Source organism: Caloramator sp. Dgby_cultured_2, assembly GCF_028872215.1.
GTDB lineage: Bacteria > Bacillota > Clostridia > Clostridiales > Caloramatoraceae > Caloramator > Caloramator australicus.
Window position 1 is genome coordinate 856,708 of the sequence record NZ_CP118396.1, and the last position, 26,998, is coordinate 883,705.

General features: G+C 32.6%; 35 protein-coding genes and 10 pseudogenes. All 45 read left to right on the top strand.

What is annotated here, in order from left to right; translation table 11 throughout:
- Positions 1 to 13 precede the first annotated feature (13 nt).
- The 45 genes and pseudogenes from PWK10_RS05720 to PWK10_RS05930 all read left to right on the top strand — a co-directional run bounded on the left by PWK10_RS05720 (position 14) and on the right by PWK10_RS05930 (position 26,990).
- Positions 14 to 355: a hypothetical protein gene (locus tag PWK10_RS05720; protein WP_274767660.1), complete on the top strand. Its 342-nt coding sequence runs from the start codon at positions 14 to 16 to the stop codon at positions 353 to 355.
- Positions 316 to 627 (top strand): glycosyltransferase, encoded by a 312-nt coding sequence (locus PWK10_RS05725; protein ID WP_274767661.1) that lies wholly within the window; start codon positions 316 to 318, stop codon positions 625 to 627. The genes PWK10_RS05720 and PWK10_RS05725 overlap by 40 nt, the downstream gene beginning before the upstream one ends.
- Before the next feature lie 190 nt (positions 628 to 817).
- Positions 818 to 994: a YjfB family protein gene (locus tag PWK10_RS05730; RefSeq protein WP_274767662.1), complete on the top strand. Its 177-nt coding sequence runs from the start codon at positions 818 to 820 to the stop codon at positions 992 to 994.
- A 4-nt stretch (positions 995 to 998) separates the two neighbouring features.
- Positions 999 to 1,220 carry a hypothetical protein gene (locus tag PWK10_RS05735; RefSeq protein ID WP_274767663.1) on the top strand — a complete coding sequence of 74 codons (222 nt, stop codon included), beginning with the start codon at positions 999 to 1,001 and terminating at the stop codon, positions 1,218 to 1,220.
- Positions 1,221 to 1,853: 633 nt separating this feature from the next.
- The gene (gene istA / locus PWK10_RS05740; RefSeq protein WP_342455696.1) at positions 1,854 to 2,624 is read left to right on the top strand and encodes an IS21 family transposase; all 771 of its coding nucleotides are present in this window, start codon (positions 1,854 to 1,856) and stop codon (positions 2,622 to 2,624) included.
- Positions 2,625 to 2,695: 71 nt separating this feature from the next.
- Positions 2,696 to 2,851 carry a hypothetical protein gene (locus PWK10_RS05745; protein WP_274767664.1) on the top strand — a complete coding sequence of 52 codons (156 nt, stop codon included), beginning with the start codon at positions 2,696 to 2,698 and terminating at the stop codon, positions 2,849 to 2,851.
- On the top strand, positions 2,848 to 3,144 hold the full coding sequence (locus PWK10_RS05750; protein ID WP_274767665.1) for a hypothetical protein: 297 nt from the start codon (positions 2,848 to 2,850) through the stop codon (positions 3,142 to 3,144). The genes PWK10_RS05745 and PWK10_RS05750 overlap by 4 nt, the downstream gene beginning before the upstream one ends.
- Before the next feature lie 106 nt (positions 3,145 to 3,250).
- Positions 3,251 to 4,000, top strand: a complete 750-nt coding sequence (gene istB, locus PWK10_RS05755; RefSeq protein WP_274766318.1) for an IS21-like element helper ATPase IstB — start codon at positions 3,251 to 3,253, stop codon at positions 3,998 to 4,000.
- A gap of 88 nt (positions 4,001 to 4,088) precedes the next feature.
- A complete protein-coding gene (locus PWK10_RS18405) occupies positions 4,089 to 4,337 on the top strand; it encodes a PD-(D/E)XK nuclease family transposase (RefSeq protein ID WP_342455629.1) in 249 nt (82 codons plus the stop codon).
- Between the two features lie 158 nt (positions 4,338 to 4,495).
- Entirely contained in the window at positions 4,496 to 5,014 is a 519-nt protein-coding gene (locus PWK10_RS18410; protein ID WP_342455697.1) for an Rpn family recombination-promoting nuclease/putative transposase, read from the top strand.
- A gap of 120 nt (positions 5,015 to 5,134) precedes the next feature.
- Positions 5,135 to 5,827, top strand: a complete 693-nt coding sequence (locus PWK10_RS05765; RefSeq protein WP_274767666.1) for a flagellar protein FlaG — start codon at positions 5,135 to 5,137, stop codon at positions 5,825 to 5,827.
- Between the two features lie 4 nt (positions 5,828 to 5,831).
- Positions 5,832 to 6,211, top strand: a pseudogene (gene fliS, locus PWK10_RS05770) (flagellar export chaperone FliS).
- An 8-nt stretch (positions 6,212 to 6,219) separates the two neighbouring features.
- On the top strand, positions 6,220 to 6,555 hold the full coding sequence (locus tag PWK10_RS05775; RefSeq protein WP_274767667.1) for a hypothetical protein: 336 nt from the start codon (positions 6,220 to 6,222) through the stop codon (positions 6,553 to 6,555).
- Between the two features lie 356 nt (positions 6,556 to 6,911).
- A pseudogene (gene flgB / locus PWK10_RS05780) lies at positions 6,912 to 7,321 on the top strand (flagellar basal body rod protein FlgB).
- A 44-nt stretch (positions 7,322 to 7,365) separates the two neighbouring features.
- Positions 7,366 to 7,754 (top strand): annotated as a pseudogene (gene flgC, locus PWK10_RS05785) (flagellar basal body rod protein FlgC).
- Positions 7,755 to 7,872: 118 nt separating this feature from the next.
- Positions 7,873 to 8,052, top strand: coding sequence for a flagellar hook-basal body complex protein FliE (gene fliE / locus PWK10_RS05790; protein WP_274767668.1), 180 nt, complete (start codon positions 7,873 to 7,875; stop codon positions 8,050 to 8,052).
- A gap of 24 nt (positions 8,053 to 8,076) precedes the next feature.
- On the top strand, positions 8,077 to 9,402 hold the full coding sequence (gene fliF, locus PWK10_RS05795; protein ID WP_274767669.1) for a flagellar basal-body MS-ring/collar protein FliF: 1,326 nt from the start codon (positions 8,077 to 8,079) through the stop codon (positions 9,400 to 9,402).
- Between the two features lie 62 nt (positions 9,403 to 9,464).
- Positions 9,465 to 9,635, top strand: coding sequence for a hypothetical protein (locus PWK10_RS05800; RefSeq protein ID WP_274767670.1), 171 nt, complete (start codon positions 9,465 to 9,467; stop codon positions 9,633 to 9,635).
- A 5-nt stretch (positions 9,636 to 9,640) separates the two neighbouring features.
- Positions 9,641 to 10,656, top strand: a pseudogene (fliG, locus tag PWK10_RS05805) (flagellar motor switch protein FliG).
- Complete coding sequence (locus tag PWK10_RS05810; RefSeq protein ID WP_274767671.1) at positions 10,640 to 10,987, top strand: hypothetical protein; 348 nt, start codon at positions 10,640 to 10,642, stop codon at positions 10,985 to 10,987. Before fliG ends, PWK10_RS05810 begins: the two are co-directional and overlap by 17 nt.
- Entirely contained in the window at positions 10,971 to 11,219 is a 249-nt protein-coding gene (locus PWK10_RS05815; protein WP_274767672.1) for a FliH/SctL family protein, read from the top strand. The genes PWK10_RS05810 and PWK10_RS05815 overlap by 17 nt, the downstream gene beginning before the upstream one ends.
- Positions 11,220 to 11,395: 176 nt before the next feature.
- Positions 11,396 to 12,698: pseudogene (fliI, locus tag PWK10_RS05820) on the top strand (flagellar protein export ATPase FliI).
- Positions 12,699 to 12,882: 184 nt separating this feature from the next.
- Positions 12,883 to 13,128 (top strand): flagellar export protein FliJ, encoded by a 246-nt coding sequence (locus PWK10_RS05825; RefSeq protein ID WP_274767673.1) that lies wholly within the window; start codon positions 12,883 to 12,885, stop codon positions 13,126 to 13,128.
- 21 nt (positions 13,129 to 13,149) lie between these two features.
- Positions 13,150 to 14,442, top strand: coding sequence for a flagellar hook-length control protein FliK (locus PWK10_RS05830; protein WP_274767674.1), 1,293 nt, complete (start codon positions 13,150 to 13,152; stop codon positions 14,440 to 14,442).
- Positions 14,443 to 14,531: 89 nt separating this feature from the next.
- The gene (locus PWK10_RS05835) at positions 14,532 to 14,867 is read left to right on the top strand and encodes a flagellar hook capping FlgD N-terminal domain-containing protein (RefSeq protein WP_274767675.1); all 336 of its coding nucleotides are present in this window, start codon (positions 14,532 to 14,534) and stop codon (positions 14,865 to 14,867) included.
- A complete protein-coding gene (locus PWK10_RS05840; RefSeq protein ID WP_274767676.1) occupies positions 14,851 to 15,096 on the top strand; it encodes a hypothetical protein in 246 nt (81 codons plus the stop codon). Before PWK10_RS05835 ends, PWK10_RS05840 begins: the two co-directional genes overlap by 17 nt.
- A gap of 41 nt (positions 15,097 to 15,137) precedes the next feature.
- Complete coding sequence (locus PWK10_RS05845) at positions 15,138 to 15,200, top strand: hypothetical protein (RefSeq protein ID WP_274768133.1); 63 nt, start codon at positions 15,138 to 15,140, stop codon at positions 15,198 to 15,200.
- Positions 15,201 to 15,264: 64 nt separating this feature from the next.
- The gene (locus tag PWK10_RS05850; RefSeq protein ID WP_008907884.1) at positions 15,265 to 16,197 is read left to right on the top strand and encodes a flagellar hook-basal body complex protein; all 933 of its coding nucleotides are present in this window, start codon (positions 15,265 to 15,267) and stop codon (positions 16,195 to 16,197) included.
- Between the two features lie 13 nt (positions 16,198 to 16,210).
- Positions 16,211 to 16,414 carry a flagellar FlbD family protein gene (locus PWK10_RS05855; protein WP_008907885.1) on the top strand — a complete coding sequence of 68 codons (204 nt, stop codon included), beginning with the start codon at positions 16,211 to 16,213 and terminating at the stop codon, positions 16,412 to 16,414.
- A 350-nt stretch (positions 16,415 to 16,764) separates the two neighbouring features.
- Positions 16,765 to 17,033, top strand: a pseudogene (locus PWK10_RS19530) (MotA/TolQ/ExbB proton channel family protein).
- Between the two features lie 47 nt (positions 17,034 to 17,080).
- Complete coding sequence (locus PWK10_RS19535) at positions 17,081 to 17,227, top strand: hypothetical protein (RefSeq protein WP_446715298.1); 147 nt, start codon at positions 17,081 to 17,083, stop codon at positions 17,225 to 17,227.
- Between the two features lie 108 nt (positions 17,228 to 17,335).
- On the top strand, positions 17,336 to 17,947 hold the full coding sequence (locus PWK10_RS05865) for an OmpA/MotB family protein (protein WP_274767677.1): 612 nt from the start codon (positions 17,336 to 17,338) through the stop codon (positions 17,945 to 17,947).
- Positions 17,948 to 17,977: 30 nt separating this feature from the next.
- Complete coding sequence (locus PWK10_RS05870; protein WP_274767678.1) at positions 17,978 to 18,178, top strand: hypothetical protein; 201 nt, start codon at positions 17,978 to 17,980, stop codon at positions 18,176 to 18,178.
- Positions 18,127 to 18,408: a flagellar basal body-associated FliL family protein gene (locus PWK10_RS05875; protein ID WP_274767679.1), complete on the top strand. Its 282-nt coding sequence runs from the start codon at positions 18,127 to 18,129 to the stop codon at positions 18,406 to 18,408. The genes PWK10_RS05870 and PWK10_RS05875 overlap by 52 nt, the downstream gene beginning before the upstream one ends.
- A 94-nt stretch (positions 18,409 to 18,502) precedes the next feature.
- A complete protein-coding gene (locus PWK10_RS05880) occupies positions 18,503 to 18,757 on the top strand; it encodes a flagellar biosynthetic protein FliO (RefSeq protein WP_274768134.1) in 255 nt (84 codons plus the stop codon).
- Positions 18,741 to 19,501, top strand: a pseudogene (gene fliP / locus PWK10_RS05885) (flagellar type III secretion system pore protein FliP). Before PWK10_RS05880 ends, fliP begins: the two are co-directional and overlap by 17 nt.
- A 10-nt stretch (positions 19,502 to 19,511) precedes the next feature.
- Positions 19,512 to 19,781 (top strand): flagellar biosynthesis protein FliQ, encoded by a 270-nt coding sequence (gene fliQ, locus PWK10_RS05890; protein WP_274767680.1) that lies wholly within the window; start codon positions 19,512 to 19,514, stop codon positions 19,779 to 19,781.
- A gap of 12 nt (positions 19,782 to 19,793) precedes the next feature.
- Positions 19,794 to 21,611: pseudogene (gene flhB / locus PWK10_RS05895) on the top strand (flagellar biosynthesis protein FlhB).
- 7 nt (positions 21,612 to 21,618) lie between these two features.
- Positions 21,619 to 23,666, top strand: a pseudogene (gene flhA, locus PWK10_RS05900) (flagellar biosynthesis protein FlhA).
- Positions 23,663 to 24,712 (top strand): annotated as a pseudogene (locus tag PWK10_RS05905) (flagellar biosynthesis protein FlhF). The pseudogenes flhA and PWK10_RS05905 overlap by 4 nt, the downstream one beginning before the upstream one ends.
- A gap of 3 nt (positions 24,713 to 24,715) precedes the next feature.
- Entirely contained in the window at positions 24,716 to 25,582 is an 867-nt protein-coding gene (locus tag PWK10_RS05910) for a MinD/ParA family protein (RefSeq protein WP_274767681.1), read from the top strand.
- Entirely contained in the window at positions 25,579 to 25,836 is a 258-nt protein-coding gene (locus PWK10_RS05915) for a flagellar brake protein (RefSeq protein WP_274767682.1), read from the top strand. The genes PWK10_RS05910 and PWK10_RS05915 overlap by 4 nt, the downstream gene beginning before the upstream one ends.
- Complete coding sequence (locus PWK10_RS05920; RefSeq protein WP_274767683.1) at positions 25,824 to 26,018, top strand: hypothetical protein; 195 nt, start codon at positions 25,824 to 25,826, stop codon at positions 26,016 to 26,018. The genes PWK10_RS05915 and PWK10_RS05920 overlap by 13 nt, the downstream gene beginning before the upstream one ends.
- Before the next feature lie 41 nt (positions 26,019 to 26,059).
- On the top strand, positions 26,060 to 26,242 hold the full coding sequence (locus tag PWK10_RS05925) for a hypothetical protein (RefSeq protein WP_274767684.1): 183 nt from the start codon (positions 26,060 to 26,062) through the stop codon (positions 26,240 to 26,242).
- A 10-nt stretch (positions 26,243 to 26,252) separates the two neighbouring features.
- Positions 26,253 to 26,990: a FliA/WhiG family RNA polymerase sigma factor gene (locus tag PWK10_RS05930; protein WP_274767685.1), complete on the top strand. Its 738-nt coding sequence runs from the start codon at positions 26,253 to 26,255 to the stop codon at positions 26,988 to 26,990.
- Positions 26,991 to 26,998: the final 8 nt, after the last annotated feature.

The following is a 26,998-nucleotide window of genomic DNA, read 5'->3' on the forward strand; positions in this document are numbered from 1 at the left end:
AAAAGATCAAGAGGTGTATCAATTCTTCTTAAAGTATGAAAAAAATGCATATGAATATTCTGACTTAATAATTGCTGTTGATACAAAAATTAAAAATTATATTAATGATGAATTAGATAATAAAAACTCAGATAAAATCATAATATTAAAAAATGCAATTAATGATGAGATATTTAAATATGATGAAAAAGAGAATATAAAATATTTTAATGAGAATATTATTTTAATACCAAGACGACTTGTTCCCAAAAATGGTGTTATATTTGCAGTAAAAGCAGCTAATGAACTGGTAAAAAAGGTGTTAAAAACTTTAAAATGTATATTATTGGAGATGGAATTGAAAAACAAAATATAATTAGTTTTATTAATGAGCATAATTTAATTAATTATGTAAAATTATTAGGCCCAATTAGTCATGATAAGGTTTATGATTTTTTTAAGGTATCTAAAATAGTTCTAATACCTTCAATAAAATCTAATTTGGTGGAAGAAGCAACTTCTCTTGCTGCACTTGAAGGTATGGCTTGCGGGAAAATTGTTATAGCATCTAATATTGGAGGCCTTAAAGAAATAATAGTTAATAATAAAAACGGCTATTTATTTCAACAAAAAACTTTAGAGAATTAGCAAAAATAATTGAGAAAGTTCTATCATTGAATTATGATGAATATAAGAGAATATCATATGATGCTTATCAATATGTTAAAAATAATCATAGTTATGTTAATCATGCTAAAAAGTTTATTTCTTTCTTGAATAAAGTATAATTTTTGAATTAATGTTTGATTTTAACAACTTCAGGAAATTATTTTATACTATGGACATAGCTGTTCTATCAATCAATCTAAACCAAGCAAAAATAGCCCAAGAAACAAGCCTTGCAGTGATGAAACTTGTAATGGAAACAGGCAAACAAACTGCTAATGAAATAGTAAAGATGATTGAAAAGAGCATAGATCCAAACTTAGGAAAAATAATAGATGTAAGCGTGTGAAATTATGGAAGATAAAGAAGAATTAATAAAAGAACTTCAATGGGTAAAATATAGGATACATATTCTTGATATGGTAGAGGAACGACTAATAATGATGAGGAAATTAGCTGTTGAAGCTTTTGAAAATGACTTAAGCAAAGCTGAAAGAGAAGAAATAGGAAGGCAGATTCAAAAGCTTCAGCAGGAGATAATGCTACTTGAAATGGAAAATACCAATGAGCAGTAGAAGACCTTAAAGGGTCTTTTTCCTTTAGAAAGTGAATTTAAAATATAAAATCAACTCTCTGAAAAACTTATAAAAATCTCGCTGAAAAACAATTGTCAGAATGTATTATAAATCAAAAATCCATCATTTCCAATACTTCATAAACAATTACATCAAATAAAACTCGTTTAATAATTCAAATTAAGCAACCAGCTAAAGAAATGATGGAAAAAGGTTGAAAATTAAAATTTTAAATAAATATTAAACCTGGGAAATAATAAGGGGAAGGTAAGATAAAAGCCTTCCTCTTTTAGCATTTATGTGGAAATTGCTAATACAATATAAATGGTAGCATAAAATACAAAATCCTGCTAAAATGTAAGTGGTAAAATAAAATGGAGAGATTTCGGAAGTTAAAAATCCCGAAAATTTACCAGTAATATATACAGCAACTATCTTCTCCTGTTAAAATTTAATTAGTTTAAGATAACAGGGGAGATATTGTGGGAATCATAAATGGTAAAAGAAGGGATGGAGATTGTTTTCTGAAATCAAAAACCTAAAGGGAAATGGCTTGAAAAAGTCTCAAATTGCAAGATATCTGGGGGTGGATTACAAAACGGTTAGTAAATACTTCAACATGACACCTGATGAATTTTCAGATTTAAACAGAAAGAGAAAAAGAAAAAGCTTGATATCTACAAGGATCAGATACTTCAATGGCTTAGCACTTATCCTGATTTATCATCGGCTCAGATAACTGACTGGATTAAAGAAAGATATGGCAATGTTCCGTGTTCTGAAAGATCAGTAAGGGCATATATAAGTTCCTTGAGAAGTGAATACAAAATACCAAAGCAGGGACACAAAAGACAATATGAAGCAGTAGAAGAATTAGAAATGGGATTCCAATCACAGGTGGATTTTGGTCAGATTTGGGTTGATACTATAGATGGCTCAAGAATAAAGCTGTATTGCTTTGCCATGGTTCTATCACATTCAAGAATGAAGTTTGCCTACTGGCAGGCCAAGCCTTTTACTACTGTTGATTTTATCGAAGCACACGATAAAGCATTTGAATTCTTTGGTGGAAGCACTAAAGAGATTGTTTATGATCAAGATAGGCTTCTTGCAGTTGATGAAAACTTTGGTGATGTAATATATACTGAAGAATTTCAAAAATATGTGGACTTTATGAAATTTAAAATTAGATTATGTAGACCATATGACCCAGAAAGTAAGGGGAAAATAGAAGCGGTAGTGAAATATGTTAAGAATAATTTTGCAAAACATAGAATTTTTGAAGATATAGATTCATTTAATAAATCCTGCTTAGAATGGCTCGATAGAACAGGCAATGCAAACGTTCATGGGACAATAAAAGAATACCGAAAGAAGTGTTTGCACTCGAAAAACAACACTTAATTCCGGTATCCCCAAAACAAAATTCACCTAAGAACATTTTAACCTATGTCGTTAGAAAAGACAATACCCTATTGTATAAGCAAAATAGGTATCAATTACCCAAAGGAACTTATGAACCTGGTAAAAAGGTTAATGTTGTTATCGAAGGTGAATTTATCAAAGTTTTGGATATTGAAAAAAATAATTTAATAGTTAAGCATAGGATATCCAATGAAAGGGGAAGTTGATAAAACTTTCGCATCCTGAAAGAGATAGAAATACTGAACTTGATAAGCTTTATGATGATGTTTTTAGATTGCTTGGCTTTTCAGAAGAAGCTAAAATCCTGTTAGATGAAATCAGAAAAGAAAAAGCAAGATATTTTAGGGATCAATTAAGTCTTTTAAAAAAAGCAGTAGAAGGCATTGATGCTGATGTAATTAATAAAGCTTTAATGTATTGCTTGGAAAGAAGGATGTATTCAGCTACGCTTTTAAAGAAGCGGTTGAATATTTCAATCTTAAAGAAAAAGAAAAAATAGGCACAGAAAAACAGAAAACAAATCCTATCCCTGAAAAATACAAGAATGTAAAACCTGACATAAGAAGCATTGAAGAATATTGTAAGATAATTGGAGGGATAGGGCAATGGATAAGATAAAGATAATCAAAGATTATGCGAGGAATCTTAAGCTTGGGTATATACGGGATAACGTCCAGAAGATTATTGATGATGCAGATAATAAAGATTTATCATACCATGATTTGATAATAGAGCTATTAAAGGGTGAGATAGAGCAAAGAAATAGAAAGGCACAGGAAAGAAGGCTAAAACAGGCTGGATTTCCTGTGATAAAAACAATAGAAAGCTTTGACACAGAGTTTCAAAGATCAATAACTAAAAAGCAGATAAACAGGCTTTTAGAGATGGACTGGATAGATAATATATATAACCTAATATTTTTAGGACAACCTGGAGTAGGTAAAACGCATCTTGCAATAGCACTTGGATACAAAGCTGTTGAAATGGGATACAAGGTAAGTTTCACAACGATGGACAGGCTAATGTATCATTTAAAAACACAGGATATATCAAGGAAAAGCAAAAGTAAAATAAATAGGATATACTCTTCAGACCTTGTCATAATTGATGAAATTGGATATTTACCGATTTCACATGAAGAAGCAAATATGTTTTTTCAATTAATATCAAATCTACATGAACAAACGTCAATAATTATCACATCTAATAAAGGGTTTGAAGAGTGGAGTGAGCTTTTGCAGGATGTAGCATTAACCACAGCTATATTGGACAGGCTAACCTACCGATGTGAGATTTTTAATATGACAGGCAAAAGCTACAGGTTGGAAAACAGGAAGTCGCTATTTAATGATTAGATGGAAAAATTTCGGGATAAAAAATTTCCGAAATTTCTCCAAAAATACTTGCCGATTACAAATAATAAGGAATTATGAGGTTGATACAATGCCTAATAAGAATAAAATAAAAGAAGTAATTAAAGATGAATTGATTAATAAAGACTATGAAATAATACCACCCAAAATAGATTTTGTGTTTAAGCACATATTTGGCAATGAAAAACACAAACAAGTATTAGTTTCATTTTTAAGTGCAGTTTTAAGAGTTCCAAAGGAAGAATTAGAGGGGCTTGAGATACTAAACAGTGAATTAATAAAGAATCACAAGAAAGATAAAAGGGAGTTCTTGATGTAAGAGTAAAAACGAAAGATGAAAAAGAAATAGACATAGAAGTTCAAATTTAGATAGTGGTTACATGGCAGAAAGGACTCTTTTTACTGGAGTAAGATGTATACTGGGCAAATAGAAGCAGGCGAAAATATACTGACCTTAAAAAGTGTATAACAATAAACATAGTAGATTTTAATGTAACACCATTAAAGAAGTTAAACTCAATCTACCATATATTTAAAGATGAAACAAATTACAAGCTAACAGATGTATTAGAAATACATTTTTTAGAGCTTAAGAAGTTATATGACAAAGAAGTTTCAAGAGATGAAAACGACTCACTAGTAATGTGGATGGAATTCATAGATGGGAACAAGGAGGTGATTGATGTGCTCTCAAAGAAGAATGAGGACATCAACTACGCATATGACCTTCTAAAAGTTATAAGCAAGGACAAAGAAGCAAGAATGGCATATGAAGCAAAGATGGCTGCGTTAAGGGATGAGAAAACAAGGTTAGTTGAAGCAAAAGAAGAAGGAAAAATGGAAGGAATAGAAATAGGAATGAGGAAAGGAACAATAAATGTAGCTAAAAACCTAATATCCTTAGGTGCTGATATGTCAATGATAATTAAAGCAACAGGACTTAATGAAGATGAAATACGAAAAATTAAAGAAGAAATTGAAAACTTCAAACATTAAAGAATAAAATGTCTATTAATAGGAAGTAGCGTATAAGCTATTTCCTTATTTTTGTTTCCGTCCCTAAAGCTCAAAAACTTTTTCCGATAAATAAAATAGAATAAGTAAGGGGTGGGAAGGATGGAAATACAAAGGGTAAATAACATTAATTTTCAAAATTTGAAACAGGTTGAGTTAAATAACATTAAGTTTGATAAGCAAAATAATGAAGTTAATAATGAGGTTAAATATAATAGGAAGGATGTTGAAAAGGCAGTTGAAACTGCTAATAAATATTTAAAGGATTCTACCCATCTTAAGTTTGAGATACATGAAAAAACAAATGATATTATTATAAAAATCATAAATGACAACACTGGGGAGGTTTTAAAGGAAATTCCGCCTAAAAAGATACTTGATATGGTGGCCAGCATGATGGAGGTATTTGGGCTTTTTATAGATGAAAAAGATAGGGGAAGGTTTATGCCGATTAATCCTATAACCCTTGATAAAATAGACCCCCTTGTAATAAGGCAGATTGAAACAAAGATAGTTGATAAAATTGTGCATGAGGCAAAAAGTGCAGAAACAAAAAGGGGTAATGAAGAAAAAAACTTTGATCAGGAAAGACAAAGAAAATTTGCAGAGGAGTTTTCAAGTGTTTTAGCAAAGTATAATATAAAGCTTGAGTATAGGGTGATGAAAAACAAGGTTAAGATAAAGCTAAAGGATGAAAAGGGAAGGGTTTTAATTGAAACAGAGGTTGATGATATAGAATCCCTTTTAGAGTCCTTTAATAAAATGACAGGTAAAATAATTGATATAAGAGGGTGATAAGATGAATAACCTTAATGCACTAAATGCATATCAGCAAAACAGCATTTTTACAGCTTCTAAGGAAAAGCTCCTTTTAATGCTCTATGATGGACTTGTTAAATTTATTAAACTTGCAATCGTAGGAATTGAAGAGAAGGATATAAAAAGGCCCATGAAAACTTTATAAAGGCTCAAAACATAATTTTAGAATTTATGGCAACATTAAATATGGAGGTTGGAGGAGAAATAGCAAAATCATTAATGCTCCTATATGACTATATGTATAGAAGATTGGTTGAAGCTAATACTAAAAAGGACAAGGCAATAGCAGAGGAAGTTTTAGGATTTGCCGAAGAGCTCAAGGAAACCTTCGAAGAGGCATATAGGAGACTTAAAAAGTAGGTGTTTTTATGTTTCATGAAATAATTCAAAATTTAGAAAGGCAATATGAAAGGTATAAGAATATTTATGAATCGATAAAAAAATTCGAACAAGAAGAAAACATTAACATAGAAGAATACAACAGGGAGCTTCAAGAGATCTCCTTTAATCTTGAGATTATAGCAAAGCTATCAAATAGGCTTGAACAGTTGAAGGAGATTTATATAATAAAACATAACATCTCAGATTTTAAGGCAGAAGAAATTGAAAGAATAGAATTAAAGGAAGACGTTTTGAGATTTAAAAAATTAGTTGAGGATGTTGGAAACTTAATAAAAGAAACAAAAGACAGCAAGATAAAGTGATCTCTAAGCTAAATAAACAGCTTATGGATTATAATGCAATAATTAAGGAGAAGAATTTGGATAAATTGGTGAGTCAGTATAAAAAGGAAAAGAAAGAAGAAAAATCTACAATAGACGTCAAAAAATAGCCCTAAATTGTAGGGCTTTTATTTTTGCCAAAATGTTTTATAACAAAATTTAACAAAAACATCTTGAATTCATCACAATTTTTGTAAAATATAACTATGAAAAGGATATTTTAATTTGATTAAAATGTAAATTAAAATCGCATTGTGTTAATTTATATTAATATTTAGTTGACACTTGTCGTTATGTGTAATAAATTAATATTAGAATTTATTGGGGGATGTTGAAGTATGATTAAGAATATTGACGAATTAAGTTATATGATACTTAAAAAATCGTTGGATGCGACAAGTGCAAGGGATAGAGTAATAGCTCATAATATTGCCAATGTAAATACTAAAGGATATAAGGCCTTTAGAGTGGTTTTTGAAGAAAAATTAAATGGCGTCTTAAAGGGAGAAAGGCTAGCTCTTAAGGTTACAAACGAGAAGCATTTAAATGATGGAAGTAGCATCGAAAATTTAAGTTATGACCTTAAAAGGACAACTCATCCTCGATGAGGCTTGATGGTAACAATGTTGATATCGACAATGAAATGGCAAACTTAGCAGCTAATGCGATCCTTTACAATGCCCTTGTATCTCAGGCAAATAGTAAGATCGCTATGAGACGTTTTATAATCAGCGAAGGGAGAAGGTAGTGTATGAATAATCTTTTAATCCCTTGAGAATAAGTGCCAGTGGAATGTCGGCGGAAAGGCTAAGGATGGAGGTTATATCGGATAATATCGCCAATGCAGAAACAACAAGAACTTCTACTGGAGGTCCATATATTAGGAAGGTAGTATCCTTTGAGGAAAATTTAAAAGGGTAATTGATAGGAATAATAGGTTCACAGAAAAGTTAAATGGCGTTAAAGTTTCTGCAATTTCTAAGGATCCAAGCCCCCTAAGAAGGGTTTATGATCCAAGCCATCCCGATGCCGACAAGGATGGATATGTCACAATGCCAAATGTGAATATTCTTAATGAAATGATAGATTTAATAACTGCATCCCGTGCCTTTGAGGCAAATGTAACAGCGTTTAATACATCAAAGCAAATGATGATGAAGGCTTTAGAGATTGGAAGGTAGGGATATAGATGAATATCAATTCAATTACTCTAGATACAAGCAGTCTTTTAAAAGTAAATTCTGATAATTCAAAAAATAATATTAACTTTGAAGAATATCTAAAAAGGCCCTTGATAGGGTGAATGAAAAGCAAGTTGAGGCGGAGAATGCCACAATAGATTTAATAACAGGACAAGCACAGGATATTCACCAGGTTATGCTGGCAACGGAGGAGGCAAGGTTAACATTAGAACTTGCAGTTCAGATAAGGAATAAACTTGTTGATGCTTACCAGGAAATAATGCGAATTCAAATATAGTAGACAATTGAAGGAGTGCTTTTGATGGATAAATTAAAAGAATTATTAGGAAAAATAAAGGAAAAGTGGACCTCCTTTAATTTAACAAAAAAGGTTTTGGTATTATCTTTAATTACTCTATTTTTTACCGGAATCATATTATCCGCTGTTTATCTTACAAAAGAAAAATATGAAGTTTTATTTTCCAACTTACAGCCGCAGGATTCCCAGGCGATAGTGGAAAAGTTAAAGGAGCAAAAAGTTTCATATAAAATTCAAGGAAACTCAATCTTAGTTCCAAAAAGCAAAGTAGATGAACTAAGGCTCACGGTTTTAGAAAATGGATATTTACCCTCCGATGGGCAAGGATGGAGCCTGTTTGACCAAAGCAAATTTGGAGTTACGGATACAGAGGCCAAAATAATGTATCAAAGGGCCCTTCAGGATGAGCTTGCAAGGACGATTGAGAGTTTTGATGAGGTAGAAAAGGCAAGGGTTCATCTTGTTTTGCCTGATGATACGGTTTTTGCAAGGGACACATCAAAGGCAAGGGCATCTGTAACATTAAAGCTTAAATATAATAAAACGTTATCACAGGATAAAGTTAAGGCTATAGTTGCTTTAGTTTCGGGTAGTGTTAAGGATCTTCCAAAGGAAAACGTTGAGGTTATAGATAGCAATATGAATTTATTATCGGAAAACTTATTCGATGATACTTTAAACGGAACCTCATCTGCCCTAAAGCAGAGGGATATAGAAAGGCAGTTTGAAAATCAGCTTGAAAAAGATGTTCTATCGATGCTGGAAACAGTTTTTGGCAAGGACAAGGTTACAGTTAAGATAAATGCTGATATGGACTTTGACTCAAAATCAATAACTACGATTTCCTATGATAAGGATGCTATAATAAGAAGCCAGCATAAGATAAAGGAATCTTCAAATGACTCATCAGGTGCAGGAGCTGGCTCAAGCCCAATCGATAACAATATGAGTAATACCTTAGCAAATGGTTCTAGCCAATCCTCCAATACCCAAAGGGAAGAGGAATTAACAAATTATGAAGTTGGACAAACTGAGGAAAAGATTATAAAGGCTCCAGGTGAGGTAAAAAGGCTTTCGGTATCAGTTATAATCGATGGAAGCTTAAACGATGCTGAAAAGCAAACTATAAAAAATATAGTGGCCGCAGCAACAGGATATGATGAGGCAAGGGGCGACCAAATAAATATAGAGGCTCTAGCTTTTAATTATGAGGCAAAGGAAAAAGCCCAAAAGGATCTTGAGGAGATTCAAAAACAGTTAGAGCAAAAGGAAAAGATAAAGCAGTATTCATATATCGGTGCAGCAGGTTTAGCTTTACTTTTGGACTGATTGCATTTATAAGATCAAGAAGAAGGAAGAAACAAGAAAAAGAATTAGAACAGCAGCATCATTTGGATGTTGTTATTTCCGATGTTTTACCTAAACCTCAAGTGGAATATCAACCTCTTTTAAATGAGGAAGAGGAAATGGATCTTGAAAAGGAAATAAAGAATTATGCATCAAAGAAGCCAGAACAAGTTGTAGAAGTTATCAAAACTTGGCTTGCTGAGGATGAGAGGTGATAGCTTTGCCTAAGGATTCAAACAAGTTAACAGGAGTTCAAAAAGCAGCAATACTTTTATAACCCTTGGTCCTGAAGCCTCGGCACCAATATTAAAAAGACTTCCAGAATCAGAAATACAAAAGATAACCTTTGAAATTGCAAATATGCCTAAGGTTAAAAAGGAAGTTAAGGAAGAGGTTTTAAAGGAATTTGTTAATTTGAATAAAGCAAAGGATTATATCATTGAAGGTGGATTCGAATATGCAAAGACCCTATTAAGTAGGGCCTTAGGAACCCAAAAGGCTATAGAAATAATAGAAAAGGTATCAGAGATAACTCAGCAATACAGACCCTTTGGAATCGCAAGAAAGGCAGATGCAACGCAGCTTCTTAATGTAATTATAAATGAACATCCACAGACGATAGCCCTTATTTTATGTTATCTACAACCTGAAAAGGCAGCACAGATATTATCTGGACTTCCTGAGGATCTTCAGGTGGATGTTGCAAAAAGAATTGCAACTATGAACAACACTTCTCCAATGTTTATAGAGGAAGTAGAAGAAATTCTTGAAAAGAAGCTATCAAATGTAATAAGGCCAGATTTTCAGCAAATTGGTGGTATTCAAACCCTTGTTGATATCATCAATAATGTTGATAGACGAACAGAAAAATCGATACTTGATGAACTTGACAGAGAACAACCAGAACTTGCAGAAAAGATCAGAGAAAGCATGTTTGTATTTGAAGATATCGTTACTCTTGACAATGCTTCAATACAGCGTGTATTACGTGAAGTTGACCAAAAGGATTTAGCCCTTGCACTAAAGGGTGCATCAGAGGAAGTTCAAAACATTATATTCAACAATATGTCAAAGCGTGCTGCACAGTCTTTAAAGGAAGATTTGGAATTTATGGGACCTGTAAGGCTTGTTGATGTTGAAAAGGCACAGCAGGCGATTGTTGCAGTTATAAGAAGACTTGATGAAGCAGGTGAGATTATAGTATCAAGGGGTGGAGATGATGCAATCATACTCTAAGGTTATAAAGTATGGCAAAATAAAGGGTGATGCAGTAATCGCTCCACCCGTTATAGAAAAATTAATAGAGCTACATTCAGATGAAAACAGCCAAGAAAACACAATAGAAACATTAAAGATGGCCATACTAGAGAACGCCCATGAAAGGGCAAGAGGCCTTATTGAAGGGGCAGAAAGGGAAGCAAAAGATATTATAGATAAAGCAAAGGAAAAGGCAAATTCCATATTAGAGGATGCTCAAAAGGAAGGCTACAGCGTAGGATACACGAAGGGTTACCAGGAAGGGTATCAGAAAGGCATTGATGAGGCAAAGATTGAGGCACAAAAATAAAAGAAGAAGTAGATTTATACGCAAAAATGTTCAAATAGAAATAAAGAATTATATAAAAGAAAAAGAAGATGAAATTATAAAGCTATCAATCGAAATTGCAAGGCAGATAATAAAATCAGAAATTACGGTAAATAAAGAGGCTATTTTAAACATATCAAGGAGCATGATTTCAAAAGCCCTAGATAAGCGCCAGATAATTTTAAAATTAAATCCAAGGGATTATGCTTTTTAAAGGGTAGAAGAGATGAACTTGAAATATTTGTTGAAAATCCTAATGATTTAATTTTACTTGCTGATCCTGATGTTCAAGAGGGGATCTTGTAGCAGAAACTCCTTCAGGTTATATCGATGCAAAAATTGAAACTCAAATAAAGCAAATATTAAATAACCTTTTAAGGAATGATTGATATGCTAAGCTTAAGTTTTGAAGCTTTAATGAAGAAGGTAGCTGAGATAGATACTATAAAACTTACTGGAAAGGTTAAAAAGGTTGTTGGATTAACCATAGAAGTAGAAGGCTTAAAGGCCTTTATTGGGGAAGTTTGCAGAATATTTATTAACAGCGGAAACTTTGTTTTTGCAGAGGTAGTTGGATTTAGGGATAATGGACTACTCTTAATGCCCCTTGGAGATATAACAGGGGTTGCAGTAGGATGTCCTGTGGAAAACACTGGAAAAACATTAAATGTTAAGGTTGGTCCAACTTTGCTTGGTAAAGTTTTAGACGGCCTTGGAAACCCAATGGACGGATCAAGCTTATATTATGAAACAGAATATAAGCTTGATAGGGATCCTCCAAATCCTTTATTAAGAAGAAAAATAGACACCGTTATGTCAACTGGAATTAGAGCTATTGACGGATTTTTAACCTGTGGAATTGGACAAAGAATTGGTATTTTTGCAGGAAGTGGGGTTGGAAAAAGCACCCTTTTAGGCATGATAGCACGATATAGCGACGCCGATGTAAATGTAATTGGACTTATAGGTGAAAGAGGAAGGGAAGTTAGGGAGTTTATAGAAAATGACCTTGGCGAGGAGGGACTCAAAAGTCTGTTTTGGTGGTTGCAACTTCCGATCAACCTCCTTTAGTTAGATTAAAGGGTGCCTTTACTGCAACTGCAATTGCAGAATACTTTAGGGATAAGGGGCTTAATGTTATGCTTATGATGGACTCTGTTACCCGTTTTGCAATGGCCCAAAGGGAGGTTGGACTTACAATTGGGGAACCGCCGGCTACAAAAGGTTACACTCCATCTGTCTTTGCGATGCTTCCAAGGCTTATGGAAAGGTCAGGAAATTCAGATAAGGGTTCCATAACCGCCTTTTATACTGTTCTTGTTGATGGGGACGACTTTAATGAGCCTATAGCAGATGCTGTCAGAGGTATTTTGGATGGACATATAGTTTTATCAAGAAAATTAGCAGGCAAAAACCATTATCCAGCGATAGATGTATTGGCAAGTATATCAAGATTGATGCCACAGATTGCCGATGAGAAATTAAAGGAAAAGGCTAGTGAACTTAGGGATATATTAGCTGTTTACAAAGATTCAGAAGATTTAATTAATATAGGGGCATATCAAAGGGGTTCTAATCCTAAAATCGATAGAGCCATCCAACTAATTGATAAAATAAATGCCTTTTGAGGCAGGGAATAAATGAATACAGCGACTATAAAACAACCTATGAAAGAATCCTTTCAATAGGTTAGAAGGTGATTAAATGGATAAGTTTAATTTTAAATTACAAAAGGTCTTAGAATTTAAGGAAAGCTATGAAGAAAAGAAAAAGGAAGAATTTTCAATTGAGCTTATAAACTACTATGAACAGGAAAAAGGCTAAAGGAACTTACGGAGGAAAGGAAAAAGGCTATAAATAATCCTCCTAAATTTAAAATGATTTTTGATTATCAAGGTTTTTATAGATATTTAGACCTTTTAGAAAAAAGAATAGAGAGGCAAACTCAAGCTTTAAACCAGGCAAAGGAAAGGCTTGAAAGGGCAAGACAAGAGCTTATTAAGGCTACAAAAGATAGAAGCATAATTGAAAAGCTAAAGGAAAAGGCCTATGAAGAATTTTTAGAAGAACAAAGCAAAAAGAGCAAAAGCTCAACGATGACTATGCTCTTTATTCATACTTAAGGGGAGAAAGGAGGTGAAGATGTGAAGGTTGAGGCTGTAAAGTTAAAGGATCCTAAGTTAGAAGTAAAAGACAAAAATCCAATAAAAGGCGATGACTTTGAAAGGGTTTTGGATAATGCTGCAAATAATCTAACACTAAGTCAATGGAAAAACATTGAAAGTAAAAACTCTAAGGAAAGCAATAAATTAAGTGAAAATATCGAAGAAAATGAAAAGGAAGAATTACTTCAAATTACAGATGAAACTATCAATTTGAGCCCCAATGTGCAGCTAATATTCAATCAAATATTCAATGTAAATGATAAAAATTACAATAAAGATACTTCTTCTGGGGATAATGAAATATCAATATCGGTGCAAACTGATAAACTTAAGCCTACACAAGAAAAAATTGTGTTTCAAGAAAAATTTAATTTAACTAATATTGATATAGATCAAGAAAAGACAGTTGAAAGTGAAGAATTGCCTAATTTAATAGCACAAGATGAAGTTAAAGAAACGATAACTGTTTTTGATGAGTTACTGAAACAAGAAAATATAAATGCAACAACATTAGAAGCATTAGAAGACGAAAAACAAATATTCAACTCAGAAGAAGAAAAATATTATGAAAAAACAATTTCAATTGAAGAAAAGGATAATGAAATAAAAACAGCTAACTCAAAATTAGATCATAATAAAGATGTAAATATTTTAAATGTTAATCTAGGTAATGAAAAGAAAGCGAAAGAAAATCTTGTTACTTTAAATCAAATAAATGACCATGACATTAAAACAATTGATGTAAAAAGTATGAATGAAAAAGAAACAAACATAGATATTATAGAACCACAGGTAAAGGAAGTGAACGTTCCAATAAGGGAGCTAACAACAAAGCATTTAAAGGACGAGATACAAAGAATAATTTCACCAGCTAAGGCAGAAGAAATAGTAAATATAACAGTTGAAAAATTTAAAAGCCTTAGACTACCTGATATAACAGAAGTTAAAGTGAAACTAAAGCCAGAGGACCTTGGTGAGATAACTGTAAGGGTTGTTTTAGAAAAGGGAGAAATTAAAGGTAATATAATCGTAGAAAAGAGGGAAGTGGCATTAGTTTTACAAAACAATATTGAAAACATGAAACAGGAGCTAAAACAGAATAATGTTAATTTATCTAATGTTTCGGTTTACCTATCCAGCGATGGGTTTAATGAAAATGCTGGAAGAAACTTTAAGGAATTTGCAAGGCAAAATAAACAACATAGTTTAGATTTTGACTTTGAAGAAGAAATTTTTGAAGAGGAATTAGAAGGAATAAATCTATATGCCTAAGGAGGACTATATGGAGGTTTCAAAGGTTAGCAATTTAAATGATATTGCTACAGTTTCAAAAAAAGCGATATCCTTGACAAAGATGCCTTTTGAAGATTTTAACTGTTCAGCTTAGGAATCAAGACCCATTAAATGCAAAGGACAATACAGAATACATTGCCCAAATGGCACAATTTGCTGCATTAGAACAAATGCAGAATCTGAATGCCAATATTCAAAAGCTGCTAATATCACAAAGATTTACAGAGGGAACTATGCTAATTGGCAAGGAAGTTGAAATAATGGTCAATGACAAAGTAATAAAAGAAATTGTAAATGGAGTTAAGGTTGAAGCAAATGAAGTTTATATTAAAACAGAAGGCGGAATGTATAAACTTGATCAAGTAATAGGTGCAGGTGATGTAAAAATTGATAAACAGGATTAGTAACCAAATAAATATAAATGATTTTAATAAAAGAATAGAAAAGACAATTGAGTTTTCCAAATTCCTTGAAAAGGCCTGTGAGGAAGTTAAGTTCTCAGGTCATGCAATTGAAAGATTAAAACAAAGAAACATACAACTTACAAACGAAGATGTAGAAAAAATAAATGGTGCTGTTAGAAAGCTAAAGGACAAAGGGGTAAAGAAGGGCTTATTGTCTATAATAATATAGCCTTTATTGCAAGTATAAAAAATAATACCGTAATAACTGCTATAGATGCTGAAAATTTAAAGGAAAATGTATTTACCAATATCGATAGTGCCATAATACTTTAGGCTGGACCCGAAAGGGAGGCCTAGTCGTGGAAGGACAGAAGCGACTATTAAAAGGAGGAGTAATATGTTAAGATCATTAAATTCTGGTGTTAGCGGAATGAAGTCAAATCAAATAAAGATGGACGTTATTGGTAATAATATAGCAAATGTAAATACAACTGCCTTTAAAGCACAAAGGGTAACTTTTAAGGATATATTAAGCCAAACTTTAGAAAATGCAGCTGCTCCAACTCAAAATTTAGGAGGTTCAAATCCAAAGCAGGCAGGCCTTGGTGTTGCAATAGCAAGCATCGATACAAACATGAATCAAGGTGCTCTTTCGACAACAGGAAGGGCAACTGACCTTGCAATAGAAGGAAATGGATTCTTTGTGATTTCTGATGGAATAGAATACAGATTTACAAGGGATGGGGCCTTTACTTTAGATGCTAATGGAAGCCTTGTAACTTCAGAAGGATTTCATGTTTTAGGTTCATATAATACAGCCTTTTTAGCTGATGTTTATGATCCAGCAAATCCTCCAACAGTAAACGTAGACGAGCCAGCCTATGAACCTGAAATAAGTGCAGAAAATTCACCTAATATTACAGAACTTAAAAGTATAGTAATCCCCTTTGAAGCATTAGATGAAAATGGAACAAAACAAAAGCTTTTAAGCTTTTCAATAGATAAGGATGGAACGATTAAAGGGATATATGGCGATAAAACAGTTGTTATAGGTAAGGTTGCCCTTGCAAGTTTCCAAAACCCTGCAGGGCTTGAAAAGCTTGGAGGAAATACTTATAGAAATACAGCCAATTCAGGTGCACCTTCTATAGGACTTCCAGCATCCTCAGGATTTGGAACTGTAAGACAAGGACTTTTAGAAATGTCCAATGTTGATCTTGCAGAACAATTTACAGAAATGATAGTAACAAGTAGAGCCTTTCAGGCAAATTCAAGGACAATAACAACATCAGATGAAATGCTTCAAGAGCTTTTAAATCTAAAGAGATAATGGGGAGTAGCATATGATTAAACTTACAGGCTTTAATAACGTTGCTTTTTATTTGAATTCAGAACTTATTGAAAAAATAGAGATAACTCCTGATACAGTAATAACAACAATAAACGGAAAAAAATATGTAGTTAAAGAATCTCCAGAGGAGATAATCGAAAAAATTATTGCCTTTAAAAGAAAATTCATGTGGAATCTACCGGAGGTAATAAAATGAAAAAAGTGACTTATCAACAGCGCTAGGATTGGTTTTAGGGTTTTTGTAGTTTTATATGGTATGATTTCAGGACAAGCCTCGATAAAGGATGGGCTTTTAACCTTCTGGGATATTGCCTCTCTTTTATAACAGCTTTTGGATCCTTTTTGCGGTTATGATAGCAGTTCCTATGTCAACTATAAAAAAGTGCCTACAGCAATCAGAAATGCTTTTGTTGATAAACAAGTCCCTGCATCGGAGCTTATAGAAAGATTTGTTGAATTATCAAAAAAGCACGTAAAGAGGGATTATTATCACTAGAGGATGAAGTTCAAAACATTCAAGACGAATTTTTAAAAAATGGAATACAAATGGTGGTTGACGGTATTGAACCTGAAATTATTAGAGAAATTATGGAACTGGAGATTTCGGAAATGGAAAAAAGACATCAAAGTGTTATATCTTTTTCAAGTTATGGGCAGCAATGGCTCCAGCCTTTGGTATGATAGGAACATTAGTTGGGCTTATACAAATGCTTAAGAATTTGCAGGACCAGTCAACCCTTGGGCCATCTATGGCGGTGGCCCTTATAACCTCGTTTTATGGATCTTTATTGGCTAACTTGTTTTTACTCCTTTAGCAACAAAACTTGAAAATAAAAGCAATGAGGAAATAGGAAGAAGAGAAATGATGATAGAAGGAGTTTTAGCGATTCAATCGGGTGTAAATCCAAGAATAGTGGAAGATAAACTTAAGACTTATTTAGCACCCGAAGAAAGATTGGCGATGTTAAAACAAAATGTTGAAAAGGGTGCGGTGGTATCAAATGAGTAGGAGACGTTCTAAAAAAGTGAAATAAATGCTGGAGAATGGCTTACAACCTATGCTGACATGATGACGCTGCTTTTATGTTTTTTCGTTTTACTTTATGCATTTTCAACGATGGACAATATTAAATTTAAAACATTAGCATTTTCACTCGCTAAAGCCTTTGGTGGTAATGTTAATACTGTTGTGAGTGGTGGCAATTTAGGACCTGTTCCAGTTAACACAAATCCAGGAATAGAAACTAAAGATAAGGAAAGACAAACGGGAAAGGTTGAATTGGATGTTCAAAGGGGCGAAACTGAAAGGATATATAGAAAGGTTCAAGAGTTTGTCAAAAATAACAAACTTGAAGCTAAAATTACGATAAGGGAAGATATACGGGGAGTTGTAATAGAACTTCAAGAAAAAATATTGTTCGACTCAGGTAAAGCAGATATAAAACCTGAAAGCATTCCATTGCTTTCGAAGATTGCTCAGCTTTTGAGGATGTTTGAAAATGAAATAGTTGTAGAGGGGCATACGGATAATGTTCCAATCAATAGAGGGTATTATGAGAGCAATTGGGAGCTTTCAGCAGACAGAGCAGTCAAAGTAGTTAGGTTCTTAGTGGAAAATCAAGGTATTAAGCCGGAAAAGATAACTGCTGTTGGTGCTGGGGAATACCGTCCAATTGCATCTAATGCAACGCCTGAGGGAAGGCAAAAAATAGAAGAGTTAATATTTTAATTGTTACTAAGCAAAAAGGAGCGAATTGATATGGCAGAAAATAAAGGTGTTTCAAAACTAATGATAATTATCATAATTTTACTTGTTCTTTTAATTGCAGCTGGAGTTTTCTTAGGTTATATGTTTATGACAAAAACCAAAATGCAACTCCTAAGCCAAAGCCAGAGAAAACTATGGCAATGGATGAATTTGTTGTTAATCTTGCTGATGAAGATATTAGGGTATATATAAAGGCAAAAATATTTTTAGCCTATACAGATACAAAGATTGAAACGGAGCTTAAAGACAAAATGCCCCAAATCAGGGATTTAGTTATAACTACGATTAGATTAAAAAAGTCTACAGAATTCGATGGAATAAAACTTGAAAATATAAGAAAGGAACTTATAGGTAAAATCAATTCTAAATTAACATCAGGGCAAATAACTAATGTTTATTTCTATGATATCATAATACAGTAGGTGATTTAATAATGAATTCAGAAACTTTATTTGCTGTCGTCAAACTGGTAATATTTCTTCCAATGATTATATTTTTAATCATTTTATCGGCAAAATATGGGGAAGATATTTAAATAAATTAGGAAGCGGTAGGTTAATTAAAGTGTATGAGAGGGTCCCCCTTAGCCAAAATTCATTTTTGTCTGTTGTTTCAATTGCTGGAAAGCCCTATATAATTTCAAATACTCAAAATGATGTAAAAATACTATTAGAACTTAGCCAAGATGACTTAGAGGTTTACAAAAATAATTTAGAGGGCTTCGATTTTAATCTAATTAGAAGGAAGATGAAGAATGAAAAGGTTCAATAGAGTTTTTCTAATAGTTTTACTAATTTTCATAGCTACGATCGGAATAGCCTTTGCTGCAACACCAAATATTCCAGTCCCAAAAGTCAATATTTCAATAGATTCAGCTAAAAATCCTAAGGAATATGTGGATAATATAAAATTATTGATTTTGTTGACTTCTTTAACATTTATTCCAGCAATAGTTCTTCTGATGACAAGCTTTACAAGGATAATTGTAGTTCTTGGGTTTATAAGAAATGCATTGTCCACCCAACAATCTCCACCTAATCAGGTTTTAATTGGACTTGCTTTATTTATGACTTTTTTATCATGGCTCCAGTTTATAATAAAATAAACAATGAAGCTATTCAGCCATATATAAAGGGTCAAATTTCACAGCAGCAGGCTATAGAAATTGGCAGTAAGCCATTAAAGGATTTTATGCTAAAGCAAACCAGGGAAAAGGATCTTGCTTTGTTTTATAATGCAGCTAACATTGAAAAACCAAAGGATCGATATGATGTTCCCTTTAAAATTCTAATTCCTGCCTTTGTTATAAGTGAACTTAAGACAGCCTTTCAGATGGGATTTATGATCTTCGTTCCTTTTATTGTTATAGATATGGTTGTGGCAAGTATTTTGATGTCGATGGGAATGTTTATGCTTCCGCCGGTTACTATTTCTCTTCCCTTTAAAATACTTTTGTTTGTTTTAGCGGACGGATGGCATTTAGTTGTTAAATCTTTAATCCAAAGCTTTATGTAGGAGTGATCTTATGAGTTTATCCTTTGCCCTTGCAATCGGCAAACAGGCTATGACGGTGGCTCTTATGATTGCAGCACCTGTTTTAATTGCATCAATGGCTGTAGGACTTTTGGTCAGCATATTTCAAGCTGCAACTCAAATACAGGAACAAACATTAACCTTTGTTCCCAAGGTAATAACTGTAATTGTCGTCTTTTTAGTTTTAGGTTCTTGGATGCTAAAAACTTTAATTCAATTTATTCAAACTATGCTTAGCAATATAATTTTAATTGTAAAATAGGTGGTATATTCTATGAATGAATTTTTGATTCTATTTTTAGCTTCAGTAAGGATAATTGCAATGCTTATGTCATCACCTATTTTTTCAATAAGGCAAATTCCAACAATAGTTAAGATGGGACTTTCTTTAATATTATCCTTATTGGTTACAGCAAATATTAAAATTCCAACCTATCAATTTATAAATAATAATTTTGATCTTGTGTTTTTTATATTTAGAGAAATAGCTATTGGAGTTTCAATAGGGTATATATCTACTTTGATATTTAATGCCATAAGAGTTTCAGCACAAATAATGGATTTTAATGTAGGTTTTTCAATGTCGCAATACTTTGATCCATCAACTTCAGGAAGTTCCACACCCCTTGAGAGGTTTTTTAACTGGTTTGCAATAGTTATATTTGTAACTTTAAATTTTCATCATATATTATTATCGGCAATAATAAAAAGTTTTGAAGTGGTTCCCTTAGAAATTTTAAAGATTAATTCCAATATCTTTATTGTAATTTTAGATGTATTTGCTAAAAGCTTTTATATTGCGATGCAACTTGCAGCTCCAGTTGTTATAGTGGTTTTTCTAACTGATTTTACTTTAGGACTTATAAATAGAGCTGTTCCACAAATAAATATATTTCTTTTAAGTTTGCCAGTAAAAACCCTTGTCGGCTTATTTGCAGTATCTGTGATTTTACCGGGGCTAACCCATATATATATAAAACTATTTGAAAGTTTATCAGGGGATTTAGTAAAACTTTTTAACACTCTGCCTTTTATAGTTCTGATGGCATCGGAGGATAAAACTGAAGAAGCAAGCCCAAAGAAGTTGCAGGATGCAAGGAAAAAGGGGCAGGTGGCAAAGAGCATCGATTTAACTTCATCCATTGTTCTTCTTGGCGTTATGTTTTTGTTTTTGGTGTTTGGACAAAGCTTATATTTGAATGGAAGAAAATTTTTAATAGAGACATTTAATCTGATAACAAAGGAAGATATGAGTATTCAGCAAGTTAAGATTATAGCCTTATATGTTTTAAAGAATGCATCAATAGTTGCACTTCCTTTTTGCTTACAATAATGGTTCTTGGAATTTTAGCAAATATCCTTCAAATTGGTTTTTTATTTACAACAGAAAATTTAAAGTTTAGTTTTGACAAGTTAAATCAATTGAATGGATTTAAAAGATTGTTTTCTAAAAGATCCATTGTTGAACTTATTAAGTCAATGCTTAAAATTATAATTATTATGTATTTAACCTTTAGCTATTTGAGAAACAACCTATTTGAAATATTAAAGACCAGCGATTTGAATCCCTTTGGAATTTATCCTTTTGTAAAGAGTATTACTGATAAACAAATGACAAGACTAGTTGTATTTTTAATAATTGTTGGAGTTGCTGATTTTATATTTCAAAAAAGACAACTTAAAAAGGATTTGATGATGACAAAACAGGAGGTTAAGGAGGAATTAAAACAAACTGAAGGGGATCCACAAATTAAATCTCGAATAAGACAAAAGCAAAGGGAAATGGCAATGAAGAGAATGATGCATGAGGTCCCAAAGGCAACGTAGTCGTAACTAATCCAACTCATTTTGCTGTTGCAATAAAATATGAAAGGAATAAGGATTTTGCACCAATAGTTGTTGCAAAGGGTGCGGATCTTATCGCAAAAAAATTAAAGATATTGCAAAGGAAAACGATGTTCCCATAGTTGAAAATAAAATTTTGGCACGAACTTTATATTATAAAGTAGAAATAAACGAAACGGTTCCAGTTGAGCTTTATCAAGCAGTTGCTGAAATTATAGCATATGTTTACAGTATTAGAGGGATGTGATGGCTAGATGTTCAAGGAAAAGAATTTAAAGGCAAATATAGATGTTTTAATAGCCTTTGTAATTATTTTAATAGTTTTAATGATAATTATTCCACTGCCAACATGGCTTCTTGACATATTTCTTGCTCTAAACATGTCGATAAGTTTAGTAATTTTGCTTTTAACTATGTTTACAACCGAAGTTCTGGAGTTTTCTGTTTTTCCAACCCTACTACTAATTACGACTCTTTTTAGATTAGGACTTAATATCTCCTCGACAAGATTAATTCTTGGACAAGGACAAGCGGGACAAATAATTGAAGCCTTTGGTAACTTTGTTGTTGGTGGTAATTACGTTGTAGGATTCATTCTTTTTATAATCATAGTTGTTATTCAATTTGTAGTTATCACCAATGGTGCAGGCAGAGTTGCTGAAGTTGCAGCAAGATTTACACTTGATGCTATGCCAGGAAAACAAATGAGCATAGATGCAGACTTAAACGCAGGCATTATAACAGAAGAAGAGGCAAAACAGCGAAGAAAAAAATTACAGCAAGAGGCAGATTTTTACGGGGCTATGGATGGTGCCAGCAAATTCGTTAAAGGTGATGCCATAGCTGGTGTTGTTATTGTTTTAATTAATATTATCGGTGGTGTTTTAATAGGAAGTATTTTTGGAGGTTTATCTGCCTTTGATGCGTTGAAAAAATATGCTCTTTTAACCGTAGGTGATGGTCTTGTAAGTCAGATTCCTGCCCTTTTAATTTCAACAGCATCAGGTATTATTGTTACAAGATCAGCAGGGGATTCAACCCTTGGTAAGGAACTTGCAGGGCAATTTACTTCATACCCTAAGGTTTTAGGTATTGCCAGTGCAATTTTAGCGATTTTAGGGTTAATCCCATCATTACCTAATTTACTCTTTCTATCGCTATCTGCAGCTTGCGGTTTTTCATCATATGTCCTAACAAAAGATAGCAAAGGTGAGATGAATTTAGAAACTAAAATTGAAGATATAAAACCTGAAAAAGAGAACCGGAAAACGTTATGCAATATCTTAATGTAGAGCCTTTAGAAATAGAGATAGGGTATGGACTAATACCCCTTGCAGATGTTTCATCGGGAGGAGATCTTTTAGATAGAATAGCAGGCGTTAGAAGGCAACTTGCCCTTGAAATGGGAATAATCGTTCAGCCTATAAGAATCAGGGATAATCTTCAGCTTGCAACAAACGAATATGCTATCAAAATAAAAGGGACAGTTGTTGGAAAGGGAGAAATATTAGTTAATCATTATCTTGCAATAGATGTATTAGGTGATGGAATTCCAATTGAAGGAATAAAAACTGTTGATCCAACCTTTGGGTTACCTGCAGTTTGGATTCCTGACAATAGAAAGGAAGAGGCTGAAATTTTAGGAATAACAGTAGTGGATCCTACGACTGTTTTAGTAACTCATCTTACTGAAATTATTAAAAAACATGCCCATGAGCTTTTAGGAAGACAGGAAGTTAAAATGATTATTGATAATATAAAGGAAAATTATAGTGCAGTTGTTGAGGAATTGATACCTGGACTTTTATCTATAGGTGAGGTTCAAAAGGTTCTTCAAAATCTTTTAAAGGAAAGAGTGCCAATTAGGGATCTTGTTACTATACTTGAAACATTGGCTGATCACGCTGTAAACACAAGGGACATAGAACTTTTAACTGAATACGTAAGGATTTCCCTTGGAAGAACTATATGCAAAAATCTTGTAGATGAAAATAACACGATAAGACTCTTGACTTTGCATCCGTCCCTTGAGCAGCTTATTTCAGATAATATTCAAAAGTCTTTCCAAGGATCATATCCAGCCTTGGATCCTGATACTACAAGGAGGATATTTGAGGCAGTTCAGAGATTGATGGAGATTAGCGATTTTTATAATGGTCAACCTGTAATTTTATGTTCTCCTAAAATAAGACCAGCCTTTAGAAGGATGACCGAACTCGTATTTCCTAATTTATTCGTTTTATCGATGAATGAAATTCCTGCAGACGTTCAGATTGAGTCATTAGGGATGGTGAGCATATGATTGTAAAAAGATATATAGTAGATAATATGCAGGAGGCAATGGTGAAGATAAGATATGAACTTGGAAATGATGCCGTTATTGTTAGTCAAAGAAAAATTAGGCAAAAAGGCTTTTAGGATTTTTTAAGCCTAAAAAATAGAGGTTACAGCAGCAGCTGATGATAAGGACAAAAAGAGTTCAAAACATGCTGTTTCAAGTGATATTGAAAAGGAAATAGCAGAACTAAAAAATATGGTAGAGAATTTAGTTAAAAACAACAACAAAGAAACAAAAGGTATGAAAAAATCACAGAAAATAAGGATAAAGGAAAATCTATTGAATAATGATGTCCCTGAGGAAATTATAGAGAATATAATTGAATCTATTAAAAAAGAAAATGGTGACGGTAAAATAAATGCTAAAAATCTAGAAAAATTGCTAATTAAGTATACCAAGGAATTACTTAAAGAGGATGATAAAACTGATTCAAGAGTTCAGGCTTTTGTCGGACCAACTGGTGTTGGAAAAACGACAACTGTAGCAAAGCTTGCAAGTTTATATTCTTTATATAAGAACAAAAAAGATGGACTCATTACTATAGATACCTATAGAATTGGTGCAATTGAACAGTTAAAAGCCTATGCGGAAATATTAAATATTCCTTTTGGTGTAATATATTCTATTAAAGATATTCCCAAAGTTTTAAATCAGATGAAGGAATGTGATATAATATTAGTTGATACAACTGGAAGAAGTAGTAAAAATGCTATGCAAATAGCAGAAACCAAAAAATTTATCGAAGAAATAAAGCCAGATAAAATAAGCCTTGTTCTTAGTGTAACAACCAAACAAAGGGATATAAAATCTATCATAGAAAATTATAAAATGCTTGATTATAACAATATCATCTTAACCAAGCTTGATGAAACTGATATTTATGGTAGTATCTTAACAGCAGCTTATTACAGCAAAAACCAATTTCTTATATTACTGTTGGACAAAATGTTCCAGATGATATTGAAGAAGCCAACTCTGATAAACTCATTAAGCTTGTTTTGGGGGAATAAATTATGGATCAGGCAGAAAAATTAAGAAGGCTTGTTAATGACAAAACAACACAAAAGAAAAATAAATTCCGAGTAATAACCGTAACAAGTGGTAAAGGCGGAGTTGGCAAGTCAAGCTTTGTTGTAAATTTGGCAGTAGCATTGAAATTAAGGGGACTTAAAGTTGCAATACTTGATGCTGATATAGGAATGGCAAATGTAGACATTATGTATGGAGTGAAATCAAAATATAGTTTGTTTGATTTAGTTTTTAATAACAAAAATATCAATGAAATAATTGAGTTGACTCAAGAAGGTGTTAAAATAATACCAGGTGGTTCCGGACTTAAGGATATTGTTGATTTGAATGAAGAACAAAGAGCGAGATTAATTAAAGAATTTGAAAAATTAGATGATATTGATATTTTAATTGTTGATACGGGAGCAGGAGTTTCAAAAACTATACTAAACTTTGTTGCAATTTCAGATGAAGTTATTGTAATAACAACTCCGGAACCTACGGCATTAACAGATGCCTATAGTTTAATTAAAATAATAAAGAATAAATTTCAAGATGCTAATATAAACGTTGTTATAAATAAAGTAAAAAATATAAAGGAAGCACGAGAAACCTTCGAAAAGTTAAGTAATACTGTTAATGTGTTTTTGAAGTCTAAGATAAACTATAGGGGATTTTTATTCGAAGATAAAAAAGTTCCTATATCCATTATTGAACAAAGACCATATCTAATTAGTTTTCCTAAAACTGAGGCTAGTATGTGCATAATGAAGATAGCTTCAGATGTTATAGGACTTGAAAAGGAAAATAAAAACAATACAATTAAAGATGTATTTTTTAAACTTTTCGGAAGGATGGGGTTAGGTTCATGAATGGACTAAATGTAAACCTTAAAATTGGACAAAAAATTGATGTTATCCAGGATGGAATAACCTTTGTCAGCAAAATTCAAGATATTAACGAGAATTTCTTATTAATAGATGTTCCCGTTGCTGGTAATAGATATTTTATAGCTCATCATGGTAGAGTTATTGAATTTTATGTTCCAAATGAAAAGGACGTTACTAAATGTAGAGCTATAATTTTAGGTAAAAAAGAGAAAACAACATCGATATGCTTGTTTTAAGTTTACCTGAAGTGATTGAAAAGGTTCAAAGAAGAGAATACTTTAGGCTTCCAATTACTATGGAAATTAAGTATTCTATATTGCCTCAGGATAAAAGATTTTTCGATTTAAAGGATGTTCCAGCTTTATATTACAAACAATTACAAAAAGGTTTAACGGTAGATATCAGCGGGGAGGAATAAAAATCTTAACAAAGGAGAAGGCACCATCAGGGAATAATGTATTGCTTTTATTAACTATCCCCCATGAAGTCATGATTTTGGCTTCGGTTGTAAGAACTGAGGATGTTGATAATAAAAATTTTAAGCTTGCCTTAAAATATGAAAACATAGACGAAAAGACAAGGGATAGTATAATAAAGTTTATATTTAATAAAATGAGGGAACAACTTAAGCTCTTGAAATAGAGGTGAAATAATGAAATGTTATAAACAATTCGATGAAAGAGAGGAAATGATTTTAAGGTATCTTCCCTATGTAAAATATATAGCTTCTCGCCTTGTTGCAGGAAAGCCTCCTGGAGTTGAGTTTGAGGATCTTGTAAGCTATGGGATTATAGGACTAATCGATGCTATAGAAAAGTTTGATCCAACAAAGGGAATAAAGTTTGAAACCTATGCCACCTTAAGAATTAAAGGGGCAATCATTGATGAACTTAGAAAGATAAGTTGGATACCAAAAAGTGCAGTTTCAAAACTTTCCCTCCTTAATCAGGCAAGGGAAGAATTAGAATCTAGTCTTAACAGAGAGCCAACAGACAAAGAGCTAGCTGATAAATTAAATATTTCTGAAGAGGAACTTAAAACTATAGAATCCTATGTAAATTATGTATCTTTAGTATCCTTAGAGGAAATATTTTTTAAATCAGATGAAGAGGACATGCAGGTTAAGGATTTTGTTGAGGATGCAAACAGCCCACACCCTGAGACCATTGTAGAGAATGAAGAAAGACTTAAGATTTTGCGGGAAGCTATTTCAATGCTTCCAGAGAAGGATAAATTGATTTTAAATCTATATTATTTTGAAAAACTTACTTTAAAGGAGATAGGGAAGATTTTGGAAGTGTCGGAATCCAGGGTATCACAGCTTCATAGTAGAGCTATTATCCGCCTAAGGGAAAATCTAAAAAGACTTAAATATATATTGGAGGAATAGTAATGAAT

Coding starts and splice junctions, on each gene's coding strand:
- PWK10_RS19535 (WP_446715298.1), top strand. CDS start 17,081: ATGATGATAGAAGGAGTTTTAGCGATTCAATCGGGTGTAAATCCAAGA.
- PWK10_RS05915 (WP_274767682.1), top strand. CDS start 25,579: ATGAATGGACTAAATGTAAACCTTAAAATTGGACAAAAAATTGATGTT.
- PWK10_RS05765 (WP_274767666.1), top strand. CDS start 5,135: ATGGAAATACAAAGGGTAAATAACATTAATTTTCAAAATTTGAAACAG.
- PWK10_RS05865 (WP_274767677.1), top strand. CDS start 17,336: ATGGACAATATTAAATTTAAAACATTAGCATTTTCACTCGCTAAAGCC.
- PWK10_RS05775 (WP_274767667.1), top strand. CDS start 6,220: ATGTTTCATGAAATAATTCAAAATTTAGAAAGGCAATATGAAAGGTAT.
- PWK10_RS18405 (WP_342455629.1), top strand. CDS start 4,089: ATGCCTAATAAGAATAAAATAAAAGAAGTAATTAAAGATGAATTGATT.
- PWK10_RS05850 (WP_008907884.1), top strand. CDS start 15,265: ATGTTAAGATCATTAAATTCTGGTGTTAGCGGAATGAAGTCAAATCAA.
- istB (WP_274766318.1), top strand. CDS start 3,251: ATGGATAAGATAAAGATAATCAAAGATTATGCGAGGAATCTTAAGCTT.
- PWK10_RS05725 (WP_274767661.1), top strand. CDS start 316: ATGTATATTATTGGAGATGGAATTGAAAAACAAAATATAATTAGTTTT.
- PWK10_RS05855 (WP_008907885.1), top strand. CDS start 16,211: ATGATTAAACTTACAGGCTTTAATAACGTTGCTTTTTATTTGAATTCA.
- PWK10_RS05910 (WP_274767681.1), top strand. CDS start 24,716: ATGGATCAGGCAGAAAAATTAAGAAGGCTTGTTAATGACAAAACAACA.
- PWK10_RS05920 (WP_274767683.1), top strand. CDS start 25,824: ATGCTTGTTTTAAGTTTACCTGAAGTGATTGAAAAGGTTCAAAGAAGA.
- PWK10_RS05875 (WP_274767679.1), top strand. CDS start 18,127: ATGGATGAATTTGTTGTTAATCTTGCTGATGAAGATATTAGGGTATAT.
- PWK10_RS05810 (WP_274767671.1), top strand. CDS start 10,640: ATGCAATCATACTCTAAGGTTATAAAGTATGGCAAAATAAAGGGTGAT.
- PWK10_RS05825 (WP_274767673.1), top strand. CDS start 12,883: ATGATTTTTGATTATCAAGGTTTTTATAGATATTTAGACCTTTTAGAA.
- PWK10_RS05870 (WP_274767678.1), top strand. CDS start 17,978: ATGGCAGAAAATAAAGGTGTTTCAAAACTAATGATAATTATCATAATT.
- PWK10_RS05930 (WP_274767685.1), top strand. CDS start 26,253: ATGAAATGTTATAAACAATTCGATGAAAGAGAGGAAATGATTTTAAGG.
- PWK10_RS05730 (WP_274767662.1), top strand. CDS start 818: ATGGACATAGCTGTTCTATCAATCAATCTAAACCAAGCAAAAATAGCC.
- fliQ (WP_274767680.1), top strand. CDS start 19,512: ATGAGTTTATCCTTTGCCCTTGCAATCGGCAAACAGGCTATGACGGTG.
- fliF (WP_274767669.1), top strand. CDS start 8,077: ATGGATAAATTAAAAGAATTATTAGGAAAAATAAAGGAAAAGTGGACC.
- PWK10_RS05735 (WP_274767663.1), top strand. CDS start 999: ATGGAAGATAAAGAAGAATTAATAAAAGAACTTCAATGGGTAAAATAT.